Genomic DNA, 22,058 nt, shown 5'->3' on the forward strand with positions numbered 1-22,058 from the left:
GTAAACCCGCGTTGAAGTTGATACGACGGCGCTCAAGTAGCAAACTTGAGCGGACTGCACTCACGTATCTCAGGAGACGGAATTGCCCGAAGACTTCACCCCCGGCGACGGCGCCCAGTCGTTCGACGAGTTCCTGGCCCGCTACCTCGCCGGCGAGCAAGCGCGAGCCGAGCGCTCGATCGACCTCAGCCGCTTCCTCAGCGCCCGCACGCAGGACGCCCTTCAAGAAGCCGGACGCTACGCGCTCGGCCGCGGTCAGCGCGAGCTCGACGCGCTTCACGTGCTGCACGTGCTCGTCGGGCGCTCGCCCGCGAAGGAAGCCGTCGCGCGCCTCGGCGCCGACCCCGCCGCGATCGCACGCGCCGCCGAGAGCCGCCTGCCCGCCGCCGCGAGCCCCGCGAACGTCGACGGTGCCGTCGTCGCCGGCTCCGTGCAGCGCGCCCTGTTCCACGCCTTCCAGGTGGCCCGCGCCGCCGGTTCCACCTATGTCGACCCCGACCACCTCTTCTTCGCCCTCGTCCTGGCCCAGGACGCACCCGCGGGGCAGATCCTCGCGCAGGCCGGAGTCACCGCCGAAGCGCTCACCCAGGGCGTGCGCGAGACCGTCATGGGCGGTGACGAGACCGAAGCGCCCGCCGAGTCGGCATCCGCCACTCCGAGTCTCGACCGATTCGGCACCGACCTCACGGCCCGGGCCCTCGCGGGAGAACTCGACCCGGTCATCGGTCGGTCCGACGAGATCGAGCAGACCATCGAGATCCTCAGCCGTCGCACGAAGAACAACCCCGTGCTGATCGGCGAGGCCGGCGTCGGCAAGACCGCCGTCGTCGAGGGTCTCGCCCGCGCCATCGTCGCGGGCGACGTTCCCGAGCAGCTGCGCGAGACGCGCGTGGTCTCGCTCGACCTCGCGGCGATGCTCGCGGGCGCGCGGTACCGCGGCGACTTCGAGGAGCGCCTCACCCAGACGATGGATGAGATCGCGGCATCCGACAAGCTCGTCGTCTTCATCGACGAGGTGCACACCCTCGTGGGCGCGGGCGGCAGCGGAGACGGGTCCATGGACGCCGGCAACATCCTCAAGCCCCGACTGGCCCGCGGCGACGTGCACCTGATCGGCGCCACGACGCTGCGCGAGTACCGCACGATCGAGAAGGACCCGGCGCTCGAGCGGCGCCTGCAGCCCGTTCGCATGGGCGAGCCGTCGATCCCGGATGCCGTGGAGATCCTGCGCGGCCTGCGCTCGGCGTACGAGGAGCACCACGCCGTCCGCTACACCGACGAGGCCCTGCGCGCCGCCGTCGAACTGAGCGACCGGTACCTGCCGGACCGCGTGCTGCCCGACAAGGCCATCGACCTGATCGACCAGGCGGGCGCGCGTCTGCGGCTGCGCCTGGGCGTGACCGTCGACACCACGTCCCTGCTCGAGCGTCTCGCGACCCTCGAGGCCGACAAGAACGCGGCCGTCTCGGCCGAGCACTACGAGGAGGCCTCGCGCCTGCGCGATGAGATGGCCTCCGTGCAGCAGCGGCTCGACGAGGCGACGGCCGGCCCCCGCGCCGCCGCCGTCGTCGACGAGCCCGAGATCGCCGCGGTCATCAGCCGCGCCACCGGCATCCCGGTGGCCCGCCTCACCGCGACCGAGCGCGGGCGCCTCACTGAACTCGAGACCGAGCTGCACGCCCGCGTGATCGGCCAGGACGACGCGGTCGCCGCCGTCGCCAAGGCCGTGCGTCGCAATCGCACCGGCATGGGAGACGAGAACCGCCCGGTCGGCTCGTTCCTGTTCCTCGGCCCCACCGGCGTCGGGAAGACCGAGCTCGCGAAGGCTCTCGCGGGCTCGCTGTTCGACGACGACGCCGCGGTGATCCGATTCGACATGAGCGAGTTCGGTGAGCGCCACACGGTGTCGCGGCTGATCGGTGCCCCTCCGGGATACGTCGGCTACGACGAGGCGGGCCAGCTCACCGAGCGCGTGCGCCGAAACCCCTACGCGGTCGTGCTGTTCGACGAGATCGAGAAGGCCCACCCCGACGTGTTCACCCTGCTGCTGCAGGTGCTCGACGACGGCCGGCTCACCGACGGTCAGGGACGCACGGTCGACTTCCGCAACACGGTGATCGTGATGACCTCGAACCTGGGCGCCGAGTTCCTGGCATCCCGCTCGGGCGCCATCGGCTTCACCACCACGGGCCGCGAGTTCGCCGACGCCGACCTGCGCGACCGCGTGATGGGCAAGCTGCGCGAGGCCATGCGACCGGAGTTCCTCAACCGCATCGACGACATCGTGCTGTTCCGCAAGCTCGAGAAGGCGCAGTTGCGCCAGATCGTGGGGCTGTTGCTGGGAGCGACCTCGCGGCGGCTGGCGTCGCGCGACGTGTCGTTCGAGATCACCGACGCCGCGGTGGACCGGCTCGCCGAGCTCGGGTACGAGCCCGAGTACGGCGCCCGGCCGCTGCGTCGGGTCATCCAGCGCGAAGTCGACGATCGCATCGCCGACCTGTTCGTGTCGGGCGAGCTCGGCGACGGGGGAGCGGTCACGGTGGATGCCACGGTGTCCGGCTTCACCGTCTCCTCCGCCGCGCGGGCGCTCGCCGCGTAGGACGACGTTTCAACGCCCCGGGGCTCCGGCTCCGGGGCGTTCGGCGTGTGCGGGCGGCGTCAGCCCGTACGACCGTGCGACGCGGACCGCTGAGCGGCTGTCGCGTTCCGGGCTCCGGAGGGATGCCGCTCTCCCGGGCGTCGATGGCGGAGATTGCGCCGTGGCTGGCGGGTAGTTCCGGAGCATGGCACGGTCGGACGTGCGGGACATCCGGCATCGGCACCGCGGTCGACCGGGCGGGGGCGGGCGATCGGAACGTCCGACGCGCACCCCGATGTCCGAGGTTCGCGGCAGAGTAGAGGCATGAGTCGTATCGGCACGATCTTCAGCCCGTACCCGCATCCGCCCGAGCAGCTCCGCGACGCCGCGCGAGCGGCCGAAGACGCGGGGGTCGAAGAACTCTGGTTGTGGGAGGACTGCTTCCGCTCCTCGGCGTGGGCGGCCGCGGCCGCGGCTCTCGCCGTCACCGACCACCTGCGCATCGGCGTCGGCATCGCGCCCCTGCCGCTGCGCAACGTCGCGGCGTCGGCGATGGAGATCGCCACGATCGAGCGCATGTTCCCGGGGCGCCTTCTGCCGGGGTTCGGCCATGGCGTGCAGGACTGGATGCGCCAGGTCGGGGCCAAGGCCGCCTCGCCGCTGACGCTCATGAACGAGCAGCTGCCCGCGTTGCGGTCCCTGCTCGCGGGCGAGACCGTCAGCACCGAGGGGCGTTACGTGAAGCTCCGCGACGTGAGCCTCGACTGGCCGCCCGCACAGGCCCCCCGCGTCTACGCCGCCGCCGAGGGCCCCAAGACCCTCGCCCTCGCGGGGGCCGTGGCCGACGGAGTGGTGCTCGACAGCAAGCACACCGTCGACGAGGTCGCGACCGCCGTGCAGATCGTGCAGGAGGGTCGGGCCGAGGCGAACCGCGAAGGCCGCGTCGATGTCGTCGCCTACGTGCTGACGGCTTTCGGTCCCGACGCCCGCGAGCGCGCGACCGCGGTGCTCGCGGATCGCGAAGATGCGGCAGACCGCGTGCTCGCGGGCTCCGTGTCCGAGGTCGCCGAAGGGGTCGCCCGTTTCCAGGCAGCGGGCGTCGACGACGTCGTGCTGCTCCCCACCGACGACGTCGACCTCGCCGCGTTCTTCTCTGCGGTGGGCCAGGTCGCGGTGGCCGTGCCAAACGCGGGAGGGGTGTCATGACGCGCGGTGCCGTCTCTCTCGGTCTCGCCGGATCGCTCGGGCCCGAGGCGGTCGCACAGATCGCCCCGGCCGTCGAGAGCGCAGGCTTCGACACTCTGTGGATCAACGACACCCCCGACGGCGACGCCCTCGCGGCGCTCGCCGCCGCCGCGCGGGTCACCGATCGACTTCGCCTCGCGACGGGCGTCATCCCCGTCGACCGCCGACCCGCCGACGCGATCGCCGCTGACGTGGCGTCGCTGGGTCTTCCGCTGGATCGCTTGACGCTCGGAATCGGCTCGGGCATGGCGAAGCAGGGTGCCCTCGCGCGGGTGACCGAGGCCATCGCGGTGCTTCACGAGGCGGGCGTGCCCCGCGTGCTGGTCGGTGCGCTGGGACCGAAGATGCGTCGCACGGGCGCAGAGCTCGCCGAGGGTGTGCTTCTGAACTGGGTTCCGCCGGTCGAGGCCCGCGCTCAGGCCGAGGCCCTGCACGCGATCGCGCCGGCCGCCCACATCGCCGTGTACGTCCGCACGGCGATCGTTCCGGCTGCGCGCGAGCGCCTCGACGCCGAGACCGCCCTCTACGCGTCGTTCCCGAACTACGCCGCCAACTTCGCGCGGATGGGGGTAACTGCCGCCGACACGACGATCCGCGACGTCACCGAACTCGCGGACGCGCTCGAGGCCTACACGGCGGCGGCGAACGAGGTGGTGCTGCGCGCGATCGTGCCCGAAGACACGGTCGAGGCCTACGTCGAGTTCGCGCGGAGGACGGCACCGGCCCCGGGCTGAGCCCACCGGGGCGGCCCCGGCCCCGCGCACGGGTGACAGACTGACCGGATGCCGCGCCGCACAGGTCTCACCGTCCGCTCCGTCGCCCGCGGGGCCCTTGCCCTTCTGCTCGTGGGGGCCGGGGTCGGCCATGTCACGTGGGGTCGCCGCGGCTACCGGATCGTCGTCCCGGGGTGGGCCACGCGCCTGCTCCGAACCGACAAGGACGCCATCGTCGTGGCATCCGGAGCCGTCGAGGTCGTCCTGGGTGTCGCCCTCGTCGCGCTCCCGCGGGAACGCGGACGCATCGGCGCGGCGATCGCCGCCTTGTTCGTCGCGGTGTTCCCCGGCAACGTGCACCAGTGGCGGACCGGGCGCTCGGCGCCCGGGTTGAACACCGACCGCGCGCGTTTCGTCCGCCTGTTCCTGCAGATCCCGCTCGTTGCGTGGGCGTGGTGGTCGACGCGGGCACGCTGACGCCCCGGAGTGCTTCGAGGCGGGTGCGCTGACGCTCGCGCCCGTTCGAGCGGCCCCCGGAACGGCGGAACCCGCGGCGAACTCCCGCGCCCTACGCCGCTTCGCCGAGCTCCAGGATGCCGTTCTCGAACGCCGAGCGAGCGAGCACCTTGTACCCGTGGTCGGCGAAGAACACCGTGAGCCGGTCGTCCTCGATCGCCATGACCGTGCCGGTGCCGAACTCACCGTGCTCGACGGTGGAGTCGATCCGGATGCCGTCATCGTCCGCTGACTCCGCCGCTTCATCGACCGGGGCGACGGTGCCCGCGTCGCACCGGTCGCACGACCCGCACTGGGCCGGGGACTCGACGCCGAAGTACTCGAGCAGCGCCCGCCGACGGCAGTGCGTCGTCTCGGCGTACCCGCGCATGATCTCGATGCGCGAGGCGCGGATGCGCTCCTCGGCCTCATCGCGTTCGCGGACGGCGCTGACCGCGTCGCCCGCCGATGCCTTCGACCGTGCCGAGACGCCGTCCGGGCCCGACACGGCGAGCTCGCACGCGACGAGCTGGTTGAGAACCCGGCCGATCGCCCGCACCGAGCGTCCGCTGTCGTCGGCGATGTCCTTCGCCCGCTGGGGCTCCGCGGCCCGCTGCAGCACGTCCCACACGCCCGCGATGTCGGCGCGCTTGGTGTGGCCGCCGGCGAAGAAGGAGCGCAGCGAGAAGTCCTCGGCGCGGTAGTGCAGGATCGCCCGAGCGGGCTGCCCGTCACGCGCTGCACGGCCGATCTCCTGAGCGTACGCGTCCAGCGACTCGGTCACGTCGGCGTGCACGACCAGGCGCACGTCGCTCTTGTCGACGCCCATGCCGAACGCCGAGGTCGCCACCACCACGTCGAGCTCTCCCGCGCTCCAGGCGGAGTGCACTTCGTCGCGCTTCTTCTGTGCCATCGCGCCGTGGTATGCCGCGGCCCGCAGGCCCAGCTCCCGCAGCTCCTCGGCGTAGGAGTCGGTGCCCTTGCGCGTCGCCACGTAGAGCAGCGCCGGGCCGCCGGCATCCTGGACATCCGCGATGACGGCGCGACGCTTGTCGGCGTCGTGCTCGTGCCGGCGGACCGCCATGTGGATCTCGGGGCGGTCCATTCCGCGCACCTCGAGGTGGGGCTCGCGCATGCCCAGGCTCGACACGATGTCGTCTCGGACCGGAGCGGATGCCGTGGCGGTCAACGCCAGCACCGGGGGGTGGCCGAGCGCTTCGATGGCGTCGCCGATGCGCGCGTAATCGGGGCGGAAGTCGTGGCCCCAGGCCGAGACGCAGTGCGCCTCGTCGATGACGACGAGACGCACGTCGGCCTTCGCGAGTCGGTCGAAGACCTCCGCGTTGGCGAGTTGCTCGGGAGCCAGGAAGGCGTACACGGCGTCGGGGCCCTCGATGGCGGCCCACGCTTTCTTCTTGGCGGCCGCGCTGGTGCGGGAGTTCAGGGCGACGGCGGCGGGGGCGTCGGGGGCCGCGTCGATCGAGTCGATCTGGTCGCGCTGCAGGGCGAGGAGCGGCGAGATGACCACGGTCGTCCCGCCCAGTTCGCAGCCCGCGATCTGGTACACGGCCGACTTGCCGGCGCCGGTGGGGAAGACGACGAGGGTGTCGCGTCCGCTCACGACCGCATCGATGGCCTCGGCCTGACCCGGCAGCAGATCGTCCCACCCGAACACCTCGCGGGCGGTACGGGCGGACTGTTCGAGTGTGGCGGGAGCGTTCACGAGACCTCATTCCTGGGTGGAGGACCCCCAGCACACTTCAGACCTCCGACATCGCCCCGGGGGTTGCGAGGTGGGGCCCGATCTGTTCTCGCGACGCCGCGGCCGGAAAACGCCACCGTTTCGAAAGAGGCCGTGTCCCTCGCCGATGCATGACACCGCCGAGCGACCCGCACAAGAGCCGACTCGATGTCGGAGGGGGATGCCAGGATGCCGACATGCTCTTCGTCGACATCGAGACCGCGCTCGCGGCGGTGACGAACACGCGCTCGCGCCTGGCCAAGGTCGACGCCCTCGCGACGCTCCTCCGCGGACTGGACCCGGACGAGATCGAGCCGGCGGTCGGGCTGCTCACCGCCTCACCGCGTCAGGGCCGCCTCGGCGTGGGCTGGCGCACGCTCTCGGCCCGCGACGGCGACCACGCCGACGAACCGACCCTGACCATCGGCGACGTCGACGACGCCTTCACGGGGCTGACGCAGATCGGCGGCGCCGGTTCGGCGGCCGTTCGCACGCGCCTCCTCGACGAACTCGCCGCTCGGGCGACGGCGCCGGAGTGGCACCTGCTCATCCGCATCATGACGGGAGAGCTGCGAACCGGTGCCCTCGAGGGCGTGCTGCTGGATGCCGTGGCCCGGGCCTCCGATCGCGACGGCGCCCTGGTGCGCCGGGCCGCCATGCTGTCGGGCGATCTGGGCGAGACGACGCGCATCGCGCTGACGGGCACCGCCGACGATCTCGCGGCGGTCGGACTCGTGGTCGGCCGCGGCGTGCAACCCATGCTCGCCTCGACGGCGACGAGCGTGGCAGAGGCGATGACGGTCGCGGGTCGCGCGTCCGTGGAGTACAAGCTCGACGGCGCGAGAGTCCAGGTGCATCGGCACGGCGACGAGGTGCGCGTGTTCACCCGGACGCTCGCCGACATCACCCATCGCGTCCCCGAGATCGTCGAGGTCGCGCTATCCCTCCCGGTCGACGACGTCATCCTCGACGGCGAGACGCTCTCGCTCGACGAGGATGGCGGCCCGCGGCCGTTCCAAGACACGATGGCGCGCTTCGGCGCCGAGACGGCGCGGGAGATCGCCCTCCGGCCCTGGTTCTTCGACATCCTCCACGTCGATGGTCGCGACCTGGTCGACGAACCGCTCGCCACCCGTCTCGACGAGCTGCAGCGGGTCGCGAGGGAGCACCGCATCCCCGCCGTGCTCACCGACGACGTCGAGGTCGCCGACGCTTTCGCCCGCGATGCCCTCGCCGCCGGTCACGAGGGCGTGATGGTGAAGGGCCTCGACGACCCCTACACCGCGGGACGGCGCGGTAAGAGCTGGCTCAAGGTGAAGCCGGTCCACACCTTCGACCTCGTCGTTCTCGGCGTCGAATACGGGTCGGGGCGGCGTTCGGGATGGCTGTCCAACCTGCATCTCGGCGCACGCGACCCCGAGGGTCGTTTCGGCGACCCCGGCGGATTTGTGATGGTCGGCAAGACCTTCAAGGGCCTGACCGACGACCTGCTGCGGTGGCAGACGGCGCATTTCGCCGAGCGGCAGACCGGCGAGCTGCCGGGCGGTATTCGCGTGGCCCCCGACACCGTCGTCGAGATCGCCATCGACGGCGTGCAACGGTCCGTACGGTACCCCGGCGGCGTGGCGCTGCGCTTCGCCCGGGTGAAGACCTACCGTTCCGACAAGACGGCGGCCGAGGCCGACACGATCGACACCCTGCGCGCGCTGCTGCCCGGCGGCGGAGCAGCGACGGAAGGATGACACGATGAGTCTGGCTCCCTGGCTCGATGGCGAGCTCGGTTACCGCAGCTTCGGCGCCCCCGGCGCCCCGCGAGCCGTCTTCGTCCTCCGTACCGGCGACGTTGCCACCACCGATCCCGATGCCCGGGTGACCTCGGGCTTCGATGTGCGGATCGTCGCGGTCGGCCTCGACGCGCCGGAACTCGAGGATCCGCCGGTGTTCGGCGGGCAGACCCCCGCGGGGCTCACGGTCGAGGCGCTGAAGGCCCTGCTCGAACGCGAGGCCCCGGGTGCGGCGGTCGGCGTCGTGGGGGAGCGGTCCGCGGGACCGATCGCGCTCTACCTCGCGGCGGCGATGGGAGGGGTCGTGGACCGTGTCGCGATCGTCGGCGTCCAGAGCCCGACCGATGCGCTGAGTCGCGACCTGCGCACGCCGCTGCTCGACGATCTCGCGGCCGACGTCCTGGTGCTCGTGGGTCAGGACGGCCCGGCGGGACAGGGCGATGCCGCATGGTACGTCGATCGGTTGCGGTCGGGCGCCGCCGAGGTCGTCCACCCCGACGAGATCGACTCGGTCACCGGCGAGGTCACGCTCACGTCGGTGTGGTCGCGCGTGCTGACCCACGTCGCCCCCGGCGCCGAGCGCCGCTGACGGCGCGGGTCCACACCCGCGCGCGGAGCCGAGCGGCCCGCCCCACCTCTTCGCCCTGTTGAGTGTCCAAAACACCCGGACGCCCGTCGAAATCGTCCGGGTGTTCTGGACACTCAAAGTGAGGGCGAGCGTGCCCACGAGGCGCGCATCCCGCGAGGCGCGCATCCCGCGAGGCGCGCGTCCCGCAAGGCGCGCGTCCCGCGTCCGTGATGCCGTGAGCTGACCGCGCCCCGGCGGGTCCGCGCGCCCGCGTAGCAGCCTTGCCCTTCCGCGCCCTGTTGAGTGTCCAAAACACCCGGACGCCCGTCGAAATCGTCCGGGTGTTCTGGACACTCAACGACGGCGTCGACGCGCGAGCGACCGCGCAGGGCCTCTCACCCGCGCGCGGGCGCCCCTGCCCGCCAGTGCGCAGGGTTCGCGCGACCGCGCCGGCTCAGCCCCGCGAGACGGCCTTGACCTGCACGACGTTCGACTCCTCGTCGACCTCGACGTGGTCGGTCTGCGCCTTGAGGAAGTCCGAGAAGCTGCGGAACCCGAGCGCCTTCTCGCTGAACGACGGATCCAGGCGCTTCATCAGGTCTTTCACCGCCGACGCGTGCAGCCACTCGCCGTCGGCGCGTTCCGCCTCGAGCTGCATGGCGCGCTCGAGCAGATCGACCGCCGGATCCTTCGAGCGCTTGCGCGCGCGGGGCCGCGAGGGAGCGGCATCCTTCTTGGTCTCGGCGAGATTCGGGATGCCGGGGAGCGAGTCGTAGGCGTCGAAACGGTCGCAGGCCGCGGCGAGCGACTTCGCCGTGGACCCGGCCACGCCGACCCCGACGACGTACCGGCCGAGCCGCTTGCACCGCTGCGCGAGGGGGACGTAGTCGCTGTCTCCGGCGACGATGACGACGTGCGACAGGTCGGGGAGGCGGAACATGTCTTCCACGGCATCCACCGCGAGGCGGATATCGGCGCCGTTCTTGGCGTAGGCCGCGGCCGGGAAGAGCTGCACGAGATCGACCGCGCGCGCCACGAGCTGCGAGCGGTACTCCGCGTTCACGGGTGATGACCAGTCGGCGTACGCACGGGTGAGCACGAGCGTGCCGAACGAGGCGGCGTAGTCGATGACCGCGCCGACGTCGATGGTCGCCTTGGTCAGTCGCTCGGCGATCTCGGGCTCGGTCGGGTTCTCGGCGATCTTCTGCCGGTCGCGCGAATATGCATTCCTCCCGTGCACGCGGTCGTACCAGGACATGACGATGTTGTCGAAGTCCAGGTAGACGGCGACGCGGGCGGTCTGGGTGTCGGGCATGCCTCCAGTCTGACCCGTCGCGGCGAGACGCGGGTAGCCCCCGCCGCTCACCGCTCGCCGGGGTAGACCACGCCGATCTGACGGCGCACCTCGTCGAGCACGCCCATGATGGCCACCGTCTCGTCGATCGACAGGACGTCGTTCGACCCGGCACCGGCCGCGACGAAGCGTTCGGCCGCCTGCGCCTGGAACTGCATGCCGCGACCGTCGACCTCGGTCGTGAACTCCTCGATCACGTCGCCGTCGGGCGAGACCACGCGGAACGACGTCGGGGTGTACCAGACGCGGTCGATCTCGATGCGGGCCTCGGTGCCGACGATCTGGGCGGTGTTGAGACCGGCTCCGCGCGATGACGACACGGTGGTCGACAGCGCCCCGCCGGCGTGGACGAACGCCGTCGCCACCTCGGCGTCGCTGCCCGCGTCGGACAGACGGGCCAGGGCAGTGACGCGCTCGGGGAGACCCAACACGTCGATCGCGAAAGAGATCGGGTAGATGCCGAGATCGAGCAGGGCTCCGCCTCCGAGAGCGAGGTCGTTGAGGCGGTGCGCCGGGTCGGTCGAGATCTTCTGCGTGTGGTCGGCCGAGACCACGCGGATCTCGCCGAGAGTGCCGGCGGCGAGGATCTCGCGGATGCGCACCATGTGCGGCAGGTACCGCGTCCACATCGCCTCCATCGCGAGAAGGCCCTTCTCGGCCGCCTTCTCGCGGATCTGCGCCGCCTCGGCGGCGTTCAGCGTGAAGGGCTTCTCGACCAGCACGTGCTTGCCGTGCTCGAGGGCGAGCAGGGCGTTGTCGATGTGGCCGGGGTGCGGCGTGGCGATGTACACGATGTCGACGTCGGGGTCGGCGACGAGCTCTTCGTACGAGCCGTGCGCGTGCGCGATGTCGTACTGCTCGGCGAAGGCACGAGCGCTGTCGATGCGGCGCGAGCCGACGGCGGTGACGTCGAGGCCCGCGGTACGCAGGTCGGAGGTGAAGGCGTGCGCGATGCCGCCCGTTGCGAGGATGCCCCAGTGCAGTCCGGTCATGGGCTCCACCGTAGCCGCGTCCGCCGACATCGGCGTCGCGCGCGCCCGTCGTGCTCGCGAGCGCCGGATGCCGGCATCCCGACGACCCCGCGGGATCCCGCACCCACCGCATGCCGCCGACCCCGCCCGCACCCGGCGGATGCGACCGCATTCGGGGGCACGGAGCCGCGTCGGTTATCCTCGTGTGACCGGTCACGCAACAGCGCGCGACCCGCGATGAGGCGGACCATGAGCGACACCGACACCCCGGAGGCGACGGGGCGTGCCCCGAGCATCCGCGACGTCGCTCGTCTGGCGGGGGTGTCGTACCAGACCGTCTCGCGCGTGATCAACAACAGCACGCAGCTGCGCCCCGAGACCGCCGCGAAAGTGCGTTCGGCGATCGCCGAGCTGAAGTTCGTTCCGAACCAAGCCGCCCGCGCCCTCGCCACGAGCCGCTCGCGCCTCATCGGGGTGCTGGGTCCGCGGGCGACCACCCATGGCACCGCCTCGATGGTGCAGGCGATCGAGTCCGCCGCCCGCGCCGCCGGCTACCGCCTCACGGTGACGAACCTCGCCACGAGCGCCCCCGACGACGTGCGCTCGTCGATCGACCACCTCATGCAGCAGTCGGTCGAGGGGATCGTCGCGGTGGCGCCACAGACGCGGGTCGTGCCGATCCTCGACGAGCTCCAGCTGCCGGTGCCGGTCCAGATCGTCACCTCGACGGACACTTCGACCACCCACAACGACCAGAGCGCGGGGGCCCGCGCGGCCGTGCGCCACCTCATCGAGCTCGGTCACTCGCGCATCCTGCACATCGCCGGTCCGCGCGACTGGATCGAGGCCGATCACCGCATGCGCGGGTATCTCGCCGAGATGGATGCCAACGACCTCTCGCCGCGACCGCCCGTCCTGGGCGACTGGACGGCGCAGTTCGGGTTCGAAGCGGGACTCGAGCTGCTGCGCACGGAGGACGCGACGGCGGTGTTCGCGGGCAACGACCACATGGCGCTCGGGTTCATGCATGCCGTCCGGGCCATAGGCCGCTCGGTCCCCGAGGACATCTCGGTCGTCGGGTTCGACGACGTGCCCGAATCCGCTCACCTGTGGCCCCCGCTCACGACGGTGCGACAGGACTTCGTGGGCATCGGCGCGCGGGCGGTGGCCGACCTCCTGGCATCCCTCGGCGAGGCGAACGGGGGCGGATCGGTGGTCGAGCCCGACCATCTGCGTCTCATCGTCCGCTCGTCGACCGCGCTGCCCCGGGCGTGATCCGCGCGGCGCTCACGTCACGTTTCGGCAACGGCTGGACTTCGAGCGCACCGGGACTTGACAGTTCTGCCCGGCGGCGAGGTAGCATCGCTCACACAATGTGAACGGTCACATGACTGGGTCACACGGCCGACGGGACTCGCTGCGGAGCGGATCCGTCGAGACGAAGACGTTTCGAACGACGCGGGTCGCACCGCCTCGCCGAGGGCCCTTCGTTTCGCCCCCGAAACCGTGCGCCCCGATGTGCCCCGTCTGCACTGCCCGCGGTGGGCTCCAGGGGGAGGCGCCGCGACAAACACCCAACGGAGGGAACCAGAGTGAAGAAGCACAGCATGCTCAAGGCGATCGCGGGAGCGGGCGTCCTGGCGCTCGGCATCGGCCTCGCCGGTTGCGCGGGAGACCGCACCGGCGCCGGCAGCGGAGACTCGCAGGAAGCCGGTGGCACCATCGGCGTCGCCATGCCGACGCAGCAGTCGGAGCGGTGGATCGCCGACGGCAACAACGTCAAGTCGCAGCTCGAGGATCTCGGCTACCAGGTCGACCTGCAGTACGCGAACGACGACATCCCCACCCAGGTCTCGCAGATCGAGAACATGATCACCACGGGCGCCAAGGCCCTGATCGTCGCCTCGATCGACGGCACCACGCTCACCGACGTGCTGCAGCAGGCCAAGGACGCGAACATCCCCGTCATCGCGTACGACCGCCTCATCAACGGCACCGAGAACGTCGACTACTACACGACGTTCGACAACTACAAGGTCGGCGTCCAGCAGGCCACCTCGCTCCTGACCGGCCTCGGCGTCCTCGACGCCTCGGGCAAGGAGACCGGCGCGGCCGGCCCCTTCAACGTCGAGCTCTTCGCCGGTAGCCCCGACGACAACAACGCCACGTTCTTCTGGAACGGCGCCATCGACACCCTCAAGCCCTACATGGACAAGGGCGTGCTGAAGGTTCCCTCCGGCCAGACCGAGTTCGGCCAGGCGGCCATCCTCCGCTGGCTGCCCGAGACGGCGCAGAAGCGCATGGAGAACATCCTCACCGTCATCGGCGGCACGAAGCTCGACGGAGTTCTCTCGCCCTACGACGGTCTGTCGATCGGCATCATCTCGGCTCTGACCTCGGGTGGCTACGCCGCCAACGACCTCCCCGTCATCACGGGTCAGGACGCCGAGGCCGGCTCGATCAAGTCGATCATCGCCGGTGAGCAGTACTCGACGATCTTCAAGGACACGCGCGAGCTCGCGAAGCAGGCCGTGACCATGGTCGACGATATCCGCAAGGGCGAGACCCCCGAGGTCAACGACGAGAAGACCTACGACAACGGCAAGAAGGTCGTTCCTTCGTACCTCCTGCAGTCGACGATCGTCACGAAGGACAACTACAAGGAAGTCCTCGTCGACAGCGGTTATTACACCGAGGACGACCTCAAGTAATCCCCCGGAGGGGCTGTCGCCCCTCCGCCCCGCCTCCGCCGCGGCCCACCGGGTCGCGGCGGGGGCTCCCGCGGGTCAGCGGCATCCCGCTCCCGCCCCACATTCCCACCGGCCCCAAGCCGGTTCTGCAAGGAGGACCTCGTGAGCACCATCCTCGAGATGCGCTCGATCACCAAGGAGTTCCCCGGCGTCATCGCGCTCGCCGACGTGTCACTGACCGTCGAGCGCGGGACGGTTCACGCCATCTGCGGCGAGAACGGCGCCGGCAAGTCCACCCTCATGAAGGTGCTCAGCGGCGTGTACCCCGCGGGCGACTACCGCGGCGAGATCGTCTTCGACGGCAACACCGTCGAGTTCAAAGACATCCGCGACAGCGAAGCGGCCGGCATCGTCATCATCCACCAGGAGCTGGCCCTCAGCCCATACCTCTCGATCGCCGAGAACATCTTCCTCGGCAACGAGATCACGAACCGCGGTCTCATCGACTGGGATGCCACCAACCGCGAGGCGGCCAAGCTCCTCGCCCGCGTGGGCCTGGGCGACAGCCCCGACGTCCCCGTCAACGAGATCGGCGTCGGCAAGCAGCAGCTCGTCGAGATCGCCAAGGCCCTGTCGAAGGACGTCAAGCTCCTCATCCTCGACGAGCCGACCGCGGCGCTCAACGACGACGACTCCGAGCACCTGCTCGATCTGATCCGGCACCTGCGCGGACAGAACATCACCTGCATCATCATCAGCCACAAGCTCAACGAGATCCGCGCGATCGCCGACGAGGTCACGATCATCCGCGACGGTCGCACGATCGAGACGCTCGACGTGGCGACCGGCGGCACGAGCGAGGACCGGATCATCCGCGGGATGGTGGGTCGAGAGCTCGAGAACCGCTACCCCGACCGCGACGTCGAGATCGGCGACGAGGTGCTGCGCATCGAGGACTGGAACGTCAGTCACCCGACCGATGCGAGCCGCGTCGTCATCCACCAGGCGAACCTGAACGTGCGCGCCGGTGAGGTCGTCGGCATCGCGGGCCTCATGGGCGCGGGACGCACGGAGCTCGCGATGAGCGTCTTCGGCAAGAGCTTCGGCTCGCGCATCTCGGGCAACGTCTACATCCGCGGCGAGAAAGCCGACACCTCGACGGTGCCCGCGGCCATCCGCAGCGGCCTGGCGTACGTGACGGAAGACCGCAAGGGTGCCGGCCTCAACCTCATCGACACGATCAAGCGCAACATCTCGATCGCCGGGATGCGCAAGCTCGTCAAGGGCGGGTTCGTCGACGGTGACGAGGAGTACCTCGTCGCCAACCGGTACCGCAAGTCGATGAACATCAAGGCGCCCAGCGTCGACGTGGTCGTGGGCAAGCTCTCGGGCGGCAACCAGCAGAAGGTCGTGCTGTCGCAGTGGCTGTACTCCGACCCCGAGGTGCTCATTCTCGATGAGCCGACCCGCGGCATCGACGTGGGCGCCAAGTACGAGATCTACACGATCATCAACTCCCTCGCGGCGCAGGGGAAGGGGGTGCTGGTCATCTCCTCGGAGCTGCCCGAGCTCCTCGGTATCTGCGACCGCATCTACACCCTCAGCGAAGGCCACATCACCGGCCAGCTGCCCATCGAAGAGGCCACTCCCGAGGCACTCATGGTGCTCATGACGAAGGAAAAGGAAGCCGACCATGTCAGCGCTTGACAACACCGTGACCCCCCAGGGTCCCGCCACGCCGAAGGGCCCCGTCGGCGGCGGTGCCGGCAACGGTGCCGGCGGCATCGTGCAGTTCTTCACGTCGCGCCTGCGCGAGATCGGCATCTTCATCGCGCTGATCGTGATCGTGCTGCTCTTCCAGGCGTTGACCGGCGGCCGTCTGCTCACCGCGGGCAACGTCTCGAACATCATCGTCCAGAACAGCTACATCCTGATCCTCGCGATCGGCATGGTGATGATCATCATCGCCGGCCACATCGACCTCTCGGTCGGATCGGTCGCCGCCTTCGTCGGCGCGGTCTCGGGTGTGCTCATCGTCCAGTGGGGCATGCCCTGGTGGTTGGGCATCGTCCTCTCGCTGCTCCTCGGCGCCGTCGTCGGCATGTGGCAGGGATTCTGGGTCGCGTACATCGGCATCCCGGCGTTCATCGTGACCCTCGCGGGCATGCTGCTCTTCCGCGGTCTGACGCAGATGACCCTGGGCAACACCCAGATCACGCCGTTCCCGACCGAGTACCGTGCCCTCGGTGGCGGGTACCTGTTCCCCGACCTGTTCCCGGCGGCGACCTCGCCGGCCGAGTGGATCACGGTCGCTCTGGGCGTGCTGACCCTCGTGCTCTTCGTCGTCTCGCAGGTGCGCCAGCGCGCCAAGCGCGCGGCGCTCGAGCTGCAGAACGAGCCGAAGGTCGCCTTCCTGGTCAAGCTCATCGGTGGCGGCGCGCTCATCGCGTACCTCACCTACCTGCTGGGTGTCGCGCCCGGCTCGCGCGGCACGCCCATCGTGCTCGTCGTGCTGGCGCTGCTCATCATCGGGTACTCGACCGTCATGAGCCGCAGCGTCTTCGGCCGCCACATCTACGCGCTCGGTGGCAACCGCACCGCCGCGAAGCTGTCGGGCATCAACACCCGTCGCGTCGACTTCATGCTTTTCGTCAACATGGGTGTCCTCGCGGCCCTCGCCGGCATCGTGTTCACGGGCCGACTGAACTCGGCCGGTCCGGGCGCCGGAAACCTCTTCGAGCTGGATGCCATCGCCGCCTCGTTCATCGGTGGAGCGGCCGTCCAGGGTGGTGTCGGCCGCGTGGTCGGCGCTATCGCCGGTGGTCTGGTCATGGGTGTGCTCAACAACGGCATGTCGCTCATGGGCATCTCGACCGACGTGCAGCAGTTCATCAAGGGTCTCGTGCTGCTCCTGGCCGTGGCCTTCGACGTGTGGAACAAGAACCGCACCCGCGGTTGATCCACGCTCCCCTCGAACGCCCCGTCGCCTCGTGCGGCGGGGCGTTCGTGCGTCCGGCGCGTGAGGGGCCGGTTCTTGTCGCCGACGCTCGCGCTCGGCGACAAGAACTGACCGCTCACGCGCGTTCGGGATAACCCGAAAACGCGCGGGGGCTGACCGGGCGGTGCCCGCGCGGGCCCCCCTCTAGCGTGGAACCCATGACCACGGCATCCGTCCTCCCGCCTCCTCCGCCGACGCCCGCGAGCGCAGAGCCCGCCCCCGCGGCCGGGGCGGATCAGCCCCTCGCCGCGCGCGTGCGGATCGTCTCGCCGGGTCGCATCGCCGGGGCGGTGGCCCACCTCGCCGCGCTCGGCGTCATCGGGCCGGGCGTCCTGGGCGCCGTGTTCGGCTTGTTCGGCGCCGGGGTCGGTCTCCTCGCAGCCCTGTTGATCGGTGTGACTGCCCTCGTCGCTCTCGTCTACGTGCTCTTCGCGATCGCGTGGTTCGAGCGGGTCCGCCTCGACGGCCTGTACGGTCTCGGGCTTCCCGTTCTGCGCCCGCGTCGGAGCGCACGCCCGGGCTTCGTCGGCGTCCTGCACACCATCTGGCTGCAGGCGATCGATCCGGGCCAGTGGCGTGCCGTCGCTTCGTTCACCATCGCGACGATCCTCGGAGTCAGCACGCTCGGGGTCGTGGGCTTCACGGCCTGGGGTCTCGCGGTGACGGTGAGTCCCCTCTTCGGCTGGTCGGACATCAACCTGCTCGGACTGCTCCCGCTTTACGGGATCGCTGCGCCCCTCGTGGGCCTGCTCGTCTTCGTCGCCTCGCTCGCCGCGATGGTCGGTCTCGCCGTGCTGCACGGTCTCATCTCCCGAGCGATCCTCGTGCCCTCTCGTGAGGTGCAGCTCGAGGAGCAGGCGCGTGCCTCCGACACCCGGCGCGCCGGGGCCGTCCGCGCCGCCGAGGTCGAGCGCACGCGCATCGAACGCGATCTGCACGACGGCGTCCAGCCGCGGCTCGTCTCGATCGGCATGACCCTGGGCCTCGCGCAGACCAAGATCGACGACGACCCCGAGGCCGCGAAAGCCCTCGTCGCCGAAGCCCATGCCTCGACCAAGTCGGCCATCACCGAGCTGCGCCAGCTCGCCCGCGGCATCCACGCCTCCGTCCTGGACGATCGCGGTCTCGACGCCGCTCTCTCGGCCCTCGCTTCGCGGTCCCACATCCCGGTCACTCTCGATGTGCGTCTGCCGTACCGGTGCTCCCGCCCGGCCGAGGCCGCGGTGTATTTCGTGATCGCCGAGGCGCTGACGAATGCGGCGAAGCACTCTCGTGCGACCGGATGCCGTGTCCACGTGCGCCTGCGTGACGACGCGACGCTCTGGGCACGGGTCGAAGACGACGGCCTGGGCGGCGCCCGGATCGTGCCCGGCGGCGGCCTGGACGGGATCGTCAACCGCGTCACCGCGGCCGGCGGCACCGCGCGCATCGACAGCCCCCAGGGCGGTCCGACCACGGTGGAGGCGAGCATCCCGTGCGCATCCTGATCTGCGAGGACTCGGTCCTGCTGCGCGAGGGGCTCGTCCGCCTCCTCGCCGACGACGGCCACGAGGTCGTGGCGGCCCTGCCGGATGCCGACGGTCTCGAGGCCGCGGTCGCGGAGACCACCCCCGACCTGTGCATCCTCGACGTGCGGCTCCCGCCGACCTGGACCGACGAGGGCATCCGCGCGGCGATCGCGCTGAGGTCCCGGCATCCGGGGCTGTCCGTCCTGGTCCTGTCGCAGTACGTCGAGGAGCAGTACGCCAGCGATCTCATCGCCGACGGGCAGGGCTCGCTCGGGTACCTGCTGAAGGACCGGGTGGCGGATGTGCGCGACTTCCTCGACACGGTCGCCCGCATCGCCGGGGGAGCGACCGTGCTGGACCCCGAGGTGGTCGGGCAACTGCTGGCCCGGCGCCGTCGCGACGAGCGACTGCAGCGACTCACCGAGCGCGAGCGATCGGTGCTCGCCCTCATCGCCGAAGGTCGTTCGAACCAAGCCATCGCGCAGGCCCTCTTCGTGTCCGAGGCGAGCGTCGAGAAGTACATCACCGCCATCTTCACCAAGCTCGGCCTCGAGCAGGACGAGACCGGCAACCGCCGCGTCATCGCCGCCCTCGTGCACCTGGGCCACGATCACACCGGAGCGACCTCATGACCTCGCACGCACCCTCGACCCCGCCGAACCCGGGCCCTCGGCAGGGAACGCCCTTCTTCGTCTCGCTCGCCACGATCGTCGTCGGAACGTGCATCCTCGCGGGGGCGGTCGTCTCGGCGGGAGTGAGCGCGGCGGCGACCCTGCGCGACAGCGGGCCCGCGTACGCCGCGAGCGAGACCTCGACGACCGGACTCACCGCGCTCGATGTCGACGTGGCCGGCGGCTCGCTCACGATCGCCTACGGCGACGTGTCGGAGGCGCAGCTCGACGTCGACGGGGGTGGGACGGGCGACTGGACGTTCGAACGCGACGGCACCACGCTGCGGGTGAGCTCTCCGCGGACGAACGTCGTCGGGTGGTCGAACCCCGCCGGTTCCGCGACCCTGCTCCTGCCGCGGTTGTCGACCACGACGAACCTCGACGCGCGCATCGAGGTCGCCGGTGGCGCCCTCAGGCTCGACGCCGATTTCACCTCCCTCTCCGTGCAGCTCGCCGGGGGCGACGTGGATCTCGCCGGAGACGTGCGCACGCTCTCCGTCTCCGTCTCGGGCGGCGCGGCTTCGGGCACGCTCACCGGGGTCGGGGACGCGACGCTCGAGGTCGCGGGAGGCAGCCTCGCCACGACGGTGCAGGGCGATGCCCCCGCACGCACGAAGGTCACGGTGACCGCCGGATCCGCCGACATCACCCTGCCCGACGACGAGTACAACGTCACGACCGACGGCGGCCTCGGCCGGGTCGACAACGGCCTGCGCACCTCGAACTCGGCGACCGCGGTCGTCGACGTCGAAGCGACGCTGGGTCAGGTGTCGCTGCGGTCGTAGCGCCGTTGCGCAGGGTCGGACCTCTCGCCCTGGGGTGGCAGGTTCCGGCCCCGCGCCCGGCTCGACACGGCGATCGCGACGAGCACGAGCACGATGCCGAACACCTGCGGGGGCGCGAGCGACTCGCCGCCGACGGCCACACCGAGCAGCACCCCGGTCACCGGGTTCAGCAGACCGATGAGTCCCACGGTGCCCGCGGGCAGGTGCCGGAGTCCCGTGAACCAGCACACGAATGCCAGCGCCGTCGCGATCACCGCGATCCCGACGTACGCGGCGAGGCCCGTGGCATCCACCGTCGGAGGAGCACCTTCGACCGTCAGGGCGACGGCGACCAGGGCGAGACCACCCGCGGTCAGCTGCCACGACGTGGTCGCCAGAAGGGGCGTGTCGTCTTTCCAGCGGGTCGTGAGAATCGCACCCAGCGACGACGCCAGAAGGGCGACGGCGGATGCCACGACCCCCGCGAGCGGAACGGCTCCGGTACCGAGGCCGACCACGAGCGCCACCCCCGCGAGGCCGAGGGCTGCGCCGACGGCCCAGCGTGCCGTGGGGCGCTGGGCGAGCAGGGGCCACGCGAGTCCGGCGAGGGCAAGCGGGGCGAGGGCCATGATCGAGGCGGCGATCGACGACGGCAGCAGCTGCGCCGCGACGTAGACGAGCACGAAGAACGCGCCGAAGTTCAGCATCCCGAGCACGGGCGCTTTCCACCACCACGCCCCGCGGGGCCGACGTCTCGCGAGCGCCCACAGCAACAGGCCCGCCGGCAGGGCGCGCAGGGCAGCCCCCCACAGCGGTGCATCGGCCGGCAGGAGGTGCCGCGTGACGACGTACGTCGCACCCCAAGCGACCGGTGCGACGGCAGTGACGGCGACGATGCGCCATTTTGCTTCCATGGAAGATATTGTACTTTCCGCGGAAGATAGAATGGATGCCATGACCCCGACGACCGACCGCGTCGACACCCTCACGGCGCAATGGCACGCCGAACGCCCCGACATCGACGTCTCGCCGATGCAGGTGATCGGACGCCTGCACCGTCTCGCCGATCATCTGCGCGACGAGCTACTCGCCGTCTACCGCCGCTACGGTCTCGGCGAGGGGGAGTTCGACATCCTCGCCGCTCTCCGCCGCGCGGGGGAGCCCTTCGCCGCGGCCCCCGGCGAACTCGCGCGCCACACGATGGTGACCAGCGGGGCGGTGACCAAGCGCGTCGATCGACTCCTGGCATCCGGTCTCGTGGTGCGCGATGACGATGCCGACGACGGGCGCGCGCGGGTCATCCGGCTGACACCGGCCGGACGCCGCGTGATCGACGAGGCGTTCACCGCCCACATGGCGAACGAGCAGCGTCTGCTCGCGCGCCTCGACGCCGAGCAGCGTCGTGCGCTCGAGGCGCTGCTGCGTGACTGGGGTGCGTCACTCGGCGTGTGAGTCGCGGACGCTCTTACGATCCGGTGGGACGCGGCCGGACCCGGGTCCCTTCCGAGGATTCGCTGCGCCTCAGGTTCGGGGGAGCAGGGGCCGTTGGATCCGTCGCTCGTATCGCACGATGCAACGCGTGCGCTGGGCGAGGTCGTAGGCCGCGACGCTGTCCGGGTCGAGGAGTGATGCTTCCCGATATCGTTCGTACTCCGCCAAAGACGGGAACGAGAACAGCGCGAAGGCCTCGTCGCTATCGCCTTCCGAGGGCAGGAAGTACCCGTGGTGGACGCCGCCGAACCGCGGAACGATCTGCATCCATCGCTCGGCGTATTCGATGAACGCGTCGATCGCTGCCGCGTCGATCTGGTAGCGAAGGTGGATCGTGATCATCGTTTTCTTCTTCCGCCGGGATGTGCGATGTAGGGCGCGGGTTTCGGGGGGGGGGGGGGGGGGGTAGGCCGACGCGATTACGAGCGGCGCGCGACGCGGCGTAAACCCGCTGCGTGATGCCGGGCTCGATGCGGGGGGCGAGTAA

At 70.6% G+C, this 22,058-nt stretch carries 19 protein-coding genes; 14 read left to right on the plus strand and 5 right to left on the minus strand.

The features are described 5' to 3' along the window. Window positions 1-82 precede the first annotated feature (82 nt). The 4 genes from J2X55_RS15915 to J2X55_RS15930 all read left to right on the plus strand — a co-directional run bounded on the left by J2X55_RS15915 (window position 83) and on the right by J2X55_RS15930 (window position 5,013). Window positions 83-2,599 carry an ATP-dependent Clp protease ATP-binding subunit gene (locus tag J2X55_RS15915; RefSeq protein WP_309824592.1) on the plus strand — a complete coding sequence of 839 codons (2,517 nt, stop codon included), beginning with the start codon at window positions 83-85 and terminating at the stop codon, window positions 2,597-2,599. A gap of 303 nt (window positions 2,600-2,902) precedes the next feature. Then, window positions 2,903-3,784 (plus strand): LLM class flavin-dependent oxidoreductase, encoded by an 882-nt coding sequence (locus J2X55_RS15920; protein ID WP_309824594.1) that lies wholly within the window; start codon window positions 2,903-2,905, stop codon window positions 3,782-3,784. Then, on the plus strand, window positions 3,781-4,557 hold the full coding sequence (locus J2X55_RS15925; RefSeq protein WP_309824597.1) for an LLM class flavin-dependent oxidoreductase: 777 nt from the start codon (window positions 3,781-3,783) through the stop codon (window positions 4,555-4,557). The genes J2X55_RS15920 and J2X55_RS15925 overlap by 4 nt, the downstream gene beginning before the upstream one ends. Before the next feature lie 48 nt (window positions 4,558-4,605). Beyond that, complete coding sequence (locus J2X55_RS15930) at window positions 4,606-5,013, plus strand: hypothetical protein (protein ID WP_309824598.1); 408 nt, start codon at window positions 4,606-4,608, stop codon at window positions 5,011-5,013. A gap of 91 nt (window positions 5,014-5,104) precedes the next feature. Here the strand turns inward: J2X55_RS15930 and J2X55_RS15935 are convergent, their stop codons facing one another. Then, complete coding sequence (locus J2X55_RS15935; RefSeq protein WP_309824600.1) at window positions 5,105-6,754, minus strand: RecQ family ATP-dependent DNA helicase; 1,650 nt, start codon at window positions 6,752-6,754, stop codon at window positions 5,105-5,107. 215 nt (window positions 6,755-6,969) lie between these two features. Here J2X55_RS15935 and J2X55_RS15940 point away from each other — a divergent pair, with 215 nt between their 5' ends. After that, window positions 6,970-8,514: an ATP-dependent DNA ligase gene (locus J2X55_RS15940; protein WP_309824601.1), complete on the plus strand. Its 1,545-nt coding sequence runs from the start codon at window positions 6,970-6,972 to the stop codon at window positions 8,512-8,514. A gap of 4 nt (window positions 8,515-8,518) precedes the next feature. Then, window positions 8,519-9,145: a hypothetical protein gene (locus tag J2X55_RS15945; protein WP_309824603.1), complete on the plus strand. Its 627-nt coding sequence runs from the start codon at window positions 8,519-8,521 to the stop codon at window positions 9,143-9,145. A gap of 433 nt (window positions 9,146-9,578) precedes the next feature. On the opposite strand, the gene J2X55_RS15950 is transcribed toward J2X55_RS15945, so the two are convergent. Together J2X55_RS15950 and J2X55_RS15955 are read right to left on the minus strand one after the other, a co-directional pair. Further along, the gene (locus tag J2X55_RS15950; protein ID WP_115920861.1) at window positions 9,579-10,439 is read right to left on the minus strand and encodes an NYN domain-containing protein; all 861 of its coding nucleotides are present in this window, start codon (window positions 10,437-10,439) and stop codon (window positions 9,579-9,581) included. A 47-nt stretch (window positions 10,440-10,486) separates the two neighbouring features. Further along, window positions 10,487-11,470 (minus strand): Gfo/Idh/MocA family oxidoreductase, encoded by a 984-nt coding sequence (locus J2X55_RS15955; protein ID WP_309824605.1) that lies wholly within the window; start codon window positions 11,468-11,470, stop codon window positions 10,487-10,489. A gap of 228 nt (window positions 11,471-11,698) precedes the next feature. Here J2X55_RS15955 and J2X55_RS15960 point away from each other — a divergent pair, with 228 nt between their 5' ends. From J2X55_RS15960 to J2X55_RS15990, 7 genes are all read left to right on the plus strand, one after another. Further along, complete coding sequence (locus J2X55_RS15960; protein WP_309824606.1) at window positions 11,699-12,724, plus strand: LacI family DNA-binding transcriptional regulator; 1,026 nt, start codon at window positions 11,699-11,701, stop codon at window positions 12,722-12,724. Window positions 12,725-13,056: 332 nt separating this feature from the next. Continuing rightward, window positions 13,057-14,160 carry a multiple monosaccharide ABC transporter substrate-binding protein gene (gene chvE, locus J2X55_RS15965; protein WP_115921069.1) on the plus strand — a complete coding sequence of 368 codons (1,104 nt, stop codon included), beginning with the start codon at window positions 13,057-13,059 and terminating at the stop codon, window positions 14,158-14,160. A 159-nt stretch (window positions 14,161-14,319) separates the two neighbouring features. After that, window positions 14,320-15,846, plus strand: coding sequence for a multiple monosaccharide ABC transporter ATP-binding protein (gene mmsA / locus J2X55_RS15970; protein ID WP_103206467.1), 1,527 nt, complete (start codon window positions 14,320-14,322; stop codon window positions 15,844-15,846). Continuing rightward, window positions 15,833-17,098, plus strand: a complete 1,266-nt coding sequence (mmsB, locus tag J2X55_RS15975; protein ID WP_309824610.1) for a multiple monosaccharide ABC transporter permease — start codon at window positions 15,833-15,835, stop codon at window positions 17,096-17,098. Before mmsA ends, mmsB begins: the two co-directional genes overlap by 14 nt. Before the next feature lie 197 nt (window positions 17,099-17,295). Beyond that, the gene (locus J2X55_RS15980; protein ID WP_309824611.1) at window positions 17,296-18,624 is read left to right on the plus strand and encodes a histidine kinase; all 1,329 of its coding nucleotides are present in this window, start codon (window positions 17,296-17,298) and stop codon (window positions 18,622-18,624) included. After that, complete coding sequence (locus J2X55_RS15985) at window positions 18,612-19,277, plus strand: response regulator transcription factor (protein ID WP_309824613.1); 666 nt, start codon at window positions 18,612-18,614, stop codon at window positions 19,275-19,277. Before J2X55_RS15980 ends, J2X55_RS15985 begins: the two co-directional genes overlap by 13 nt. After that, window positions 19,274-20,101, plus strand: a complete 828-nt coding sequence (locus J2X55_RS15990; protein ID WP_309824614.1) for a hypothetical protein — start codon at window positions 19,274-19,276, stop codon at window positions 20,099-20,101. The genes J2X55_RS15985 and J2X55_RS15990 overlap by 4 nt, the downstream gene beginning before the upstream one ends. Here J2X55_RS15990 and J2X55_RS15995 read toward each other — a convergent pair. Then, on the minus strand, window positions 20,080-20,994 hold the full coding sequence (locus J2X55_RS15995; protein WP_115920849.1) for an EamA family transporter: 915 nt from the start codon (window positions 20,992-20,994) through the stop codon (window positions 20,080-20,082). The genes J2X55_RS15990 and J2X55_RS15995 overlap by 22 nt on opposite strands. Window positions 20,995-21,034: 40 nt before the next feature. Between J2X55_RS15995 and J2X55_RS16000 the strand changes: the two genes are divergently transcribed. Further along, on the plus strand, window positions 21,035-21,532 hold the full coding sequence (locus tag J2X55_RS16000) for a MarR family transcriptional regulator (RefSeq protein ID WP_309824617.1): 498 nt from the start codon (window positions 21,035-21,037) through the stop codon (window positions 21,530-21,532). A gap of 69 nt (window positions 21,533-21,601) precedes the next feature. On the opposite strand, the gene J2X55_RS16005 is transcribed toward J2X55_RS16000, so the two are convergent. Further along, a complete protein-coding gene (locus tag J2X55_RS16005; protein WP_309824618.1) occupies window positions 21,602-21,913 on the minus strand; it encodes an NIPSNAP family protein in 312 nt (103 codons plus the stop codon). Window positions 21,914-22,058 lie beyond the last annotated feature (145 nt).

It is taken from the genome of Microbacterium sp. 1154, from assembly GCF_031455375.1.
GTDB lineage: Bacteria > Actinomycetota > Actinomycetes > Actinomycetales > Microbacteriaceae > Microbacterium.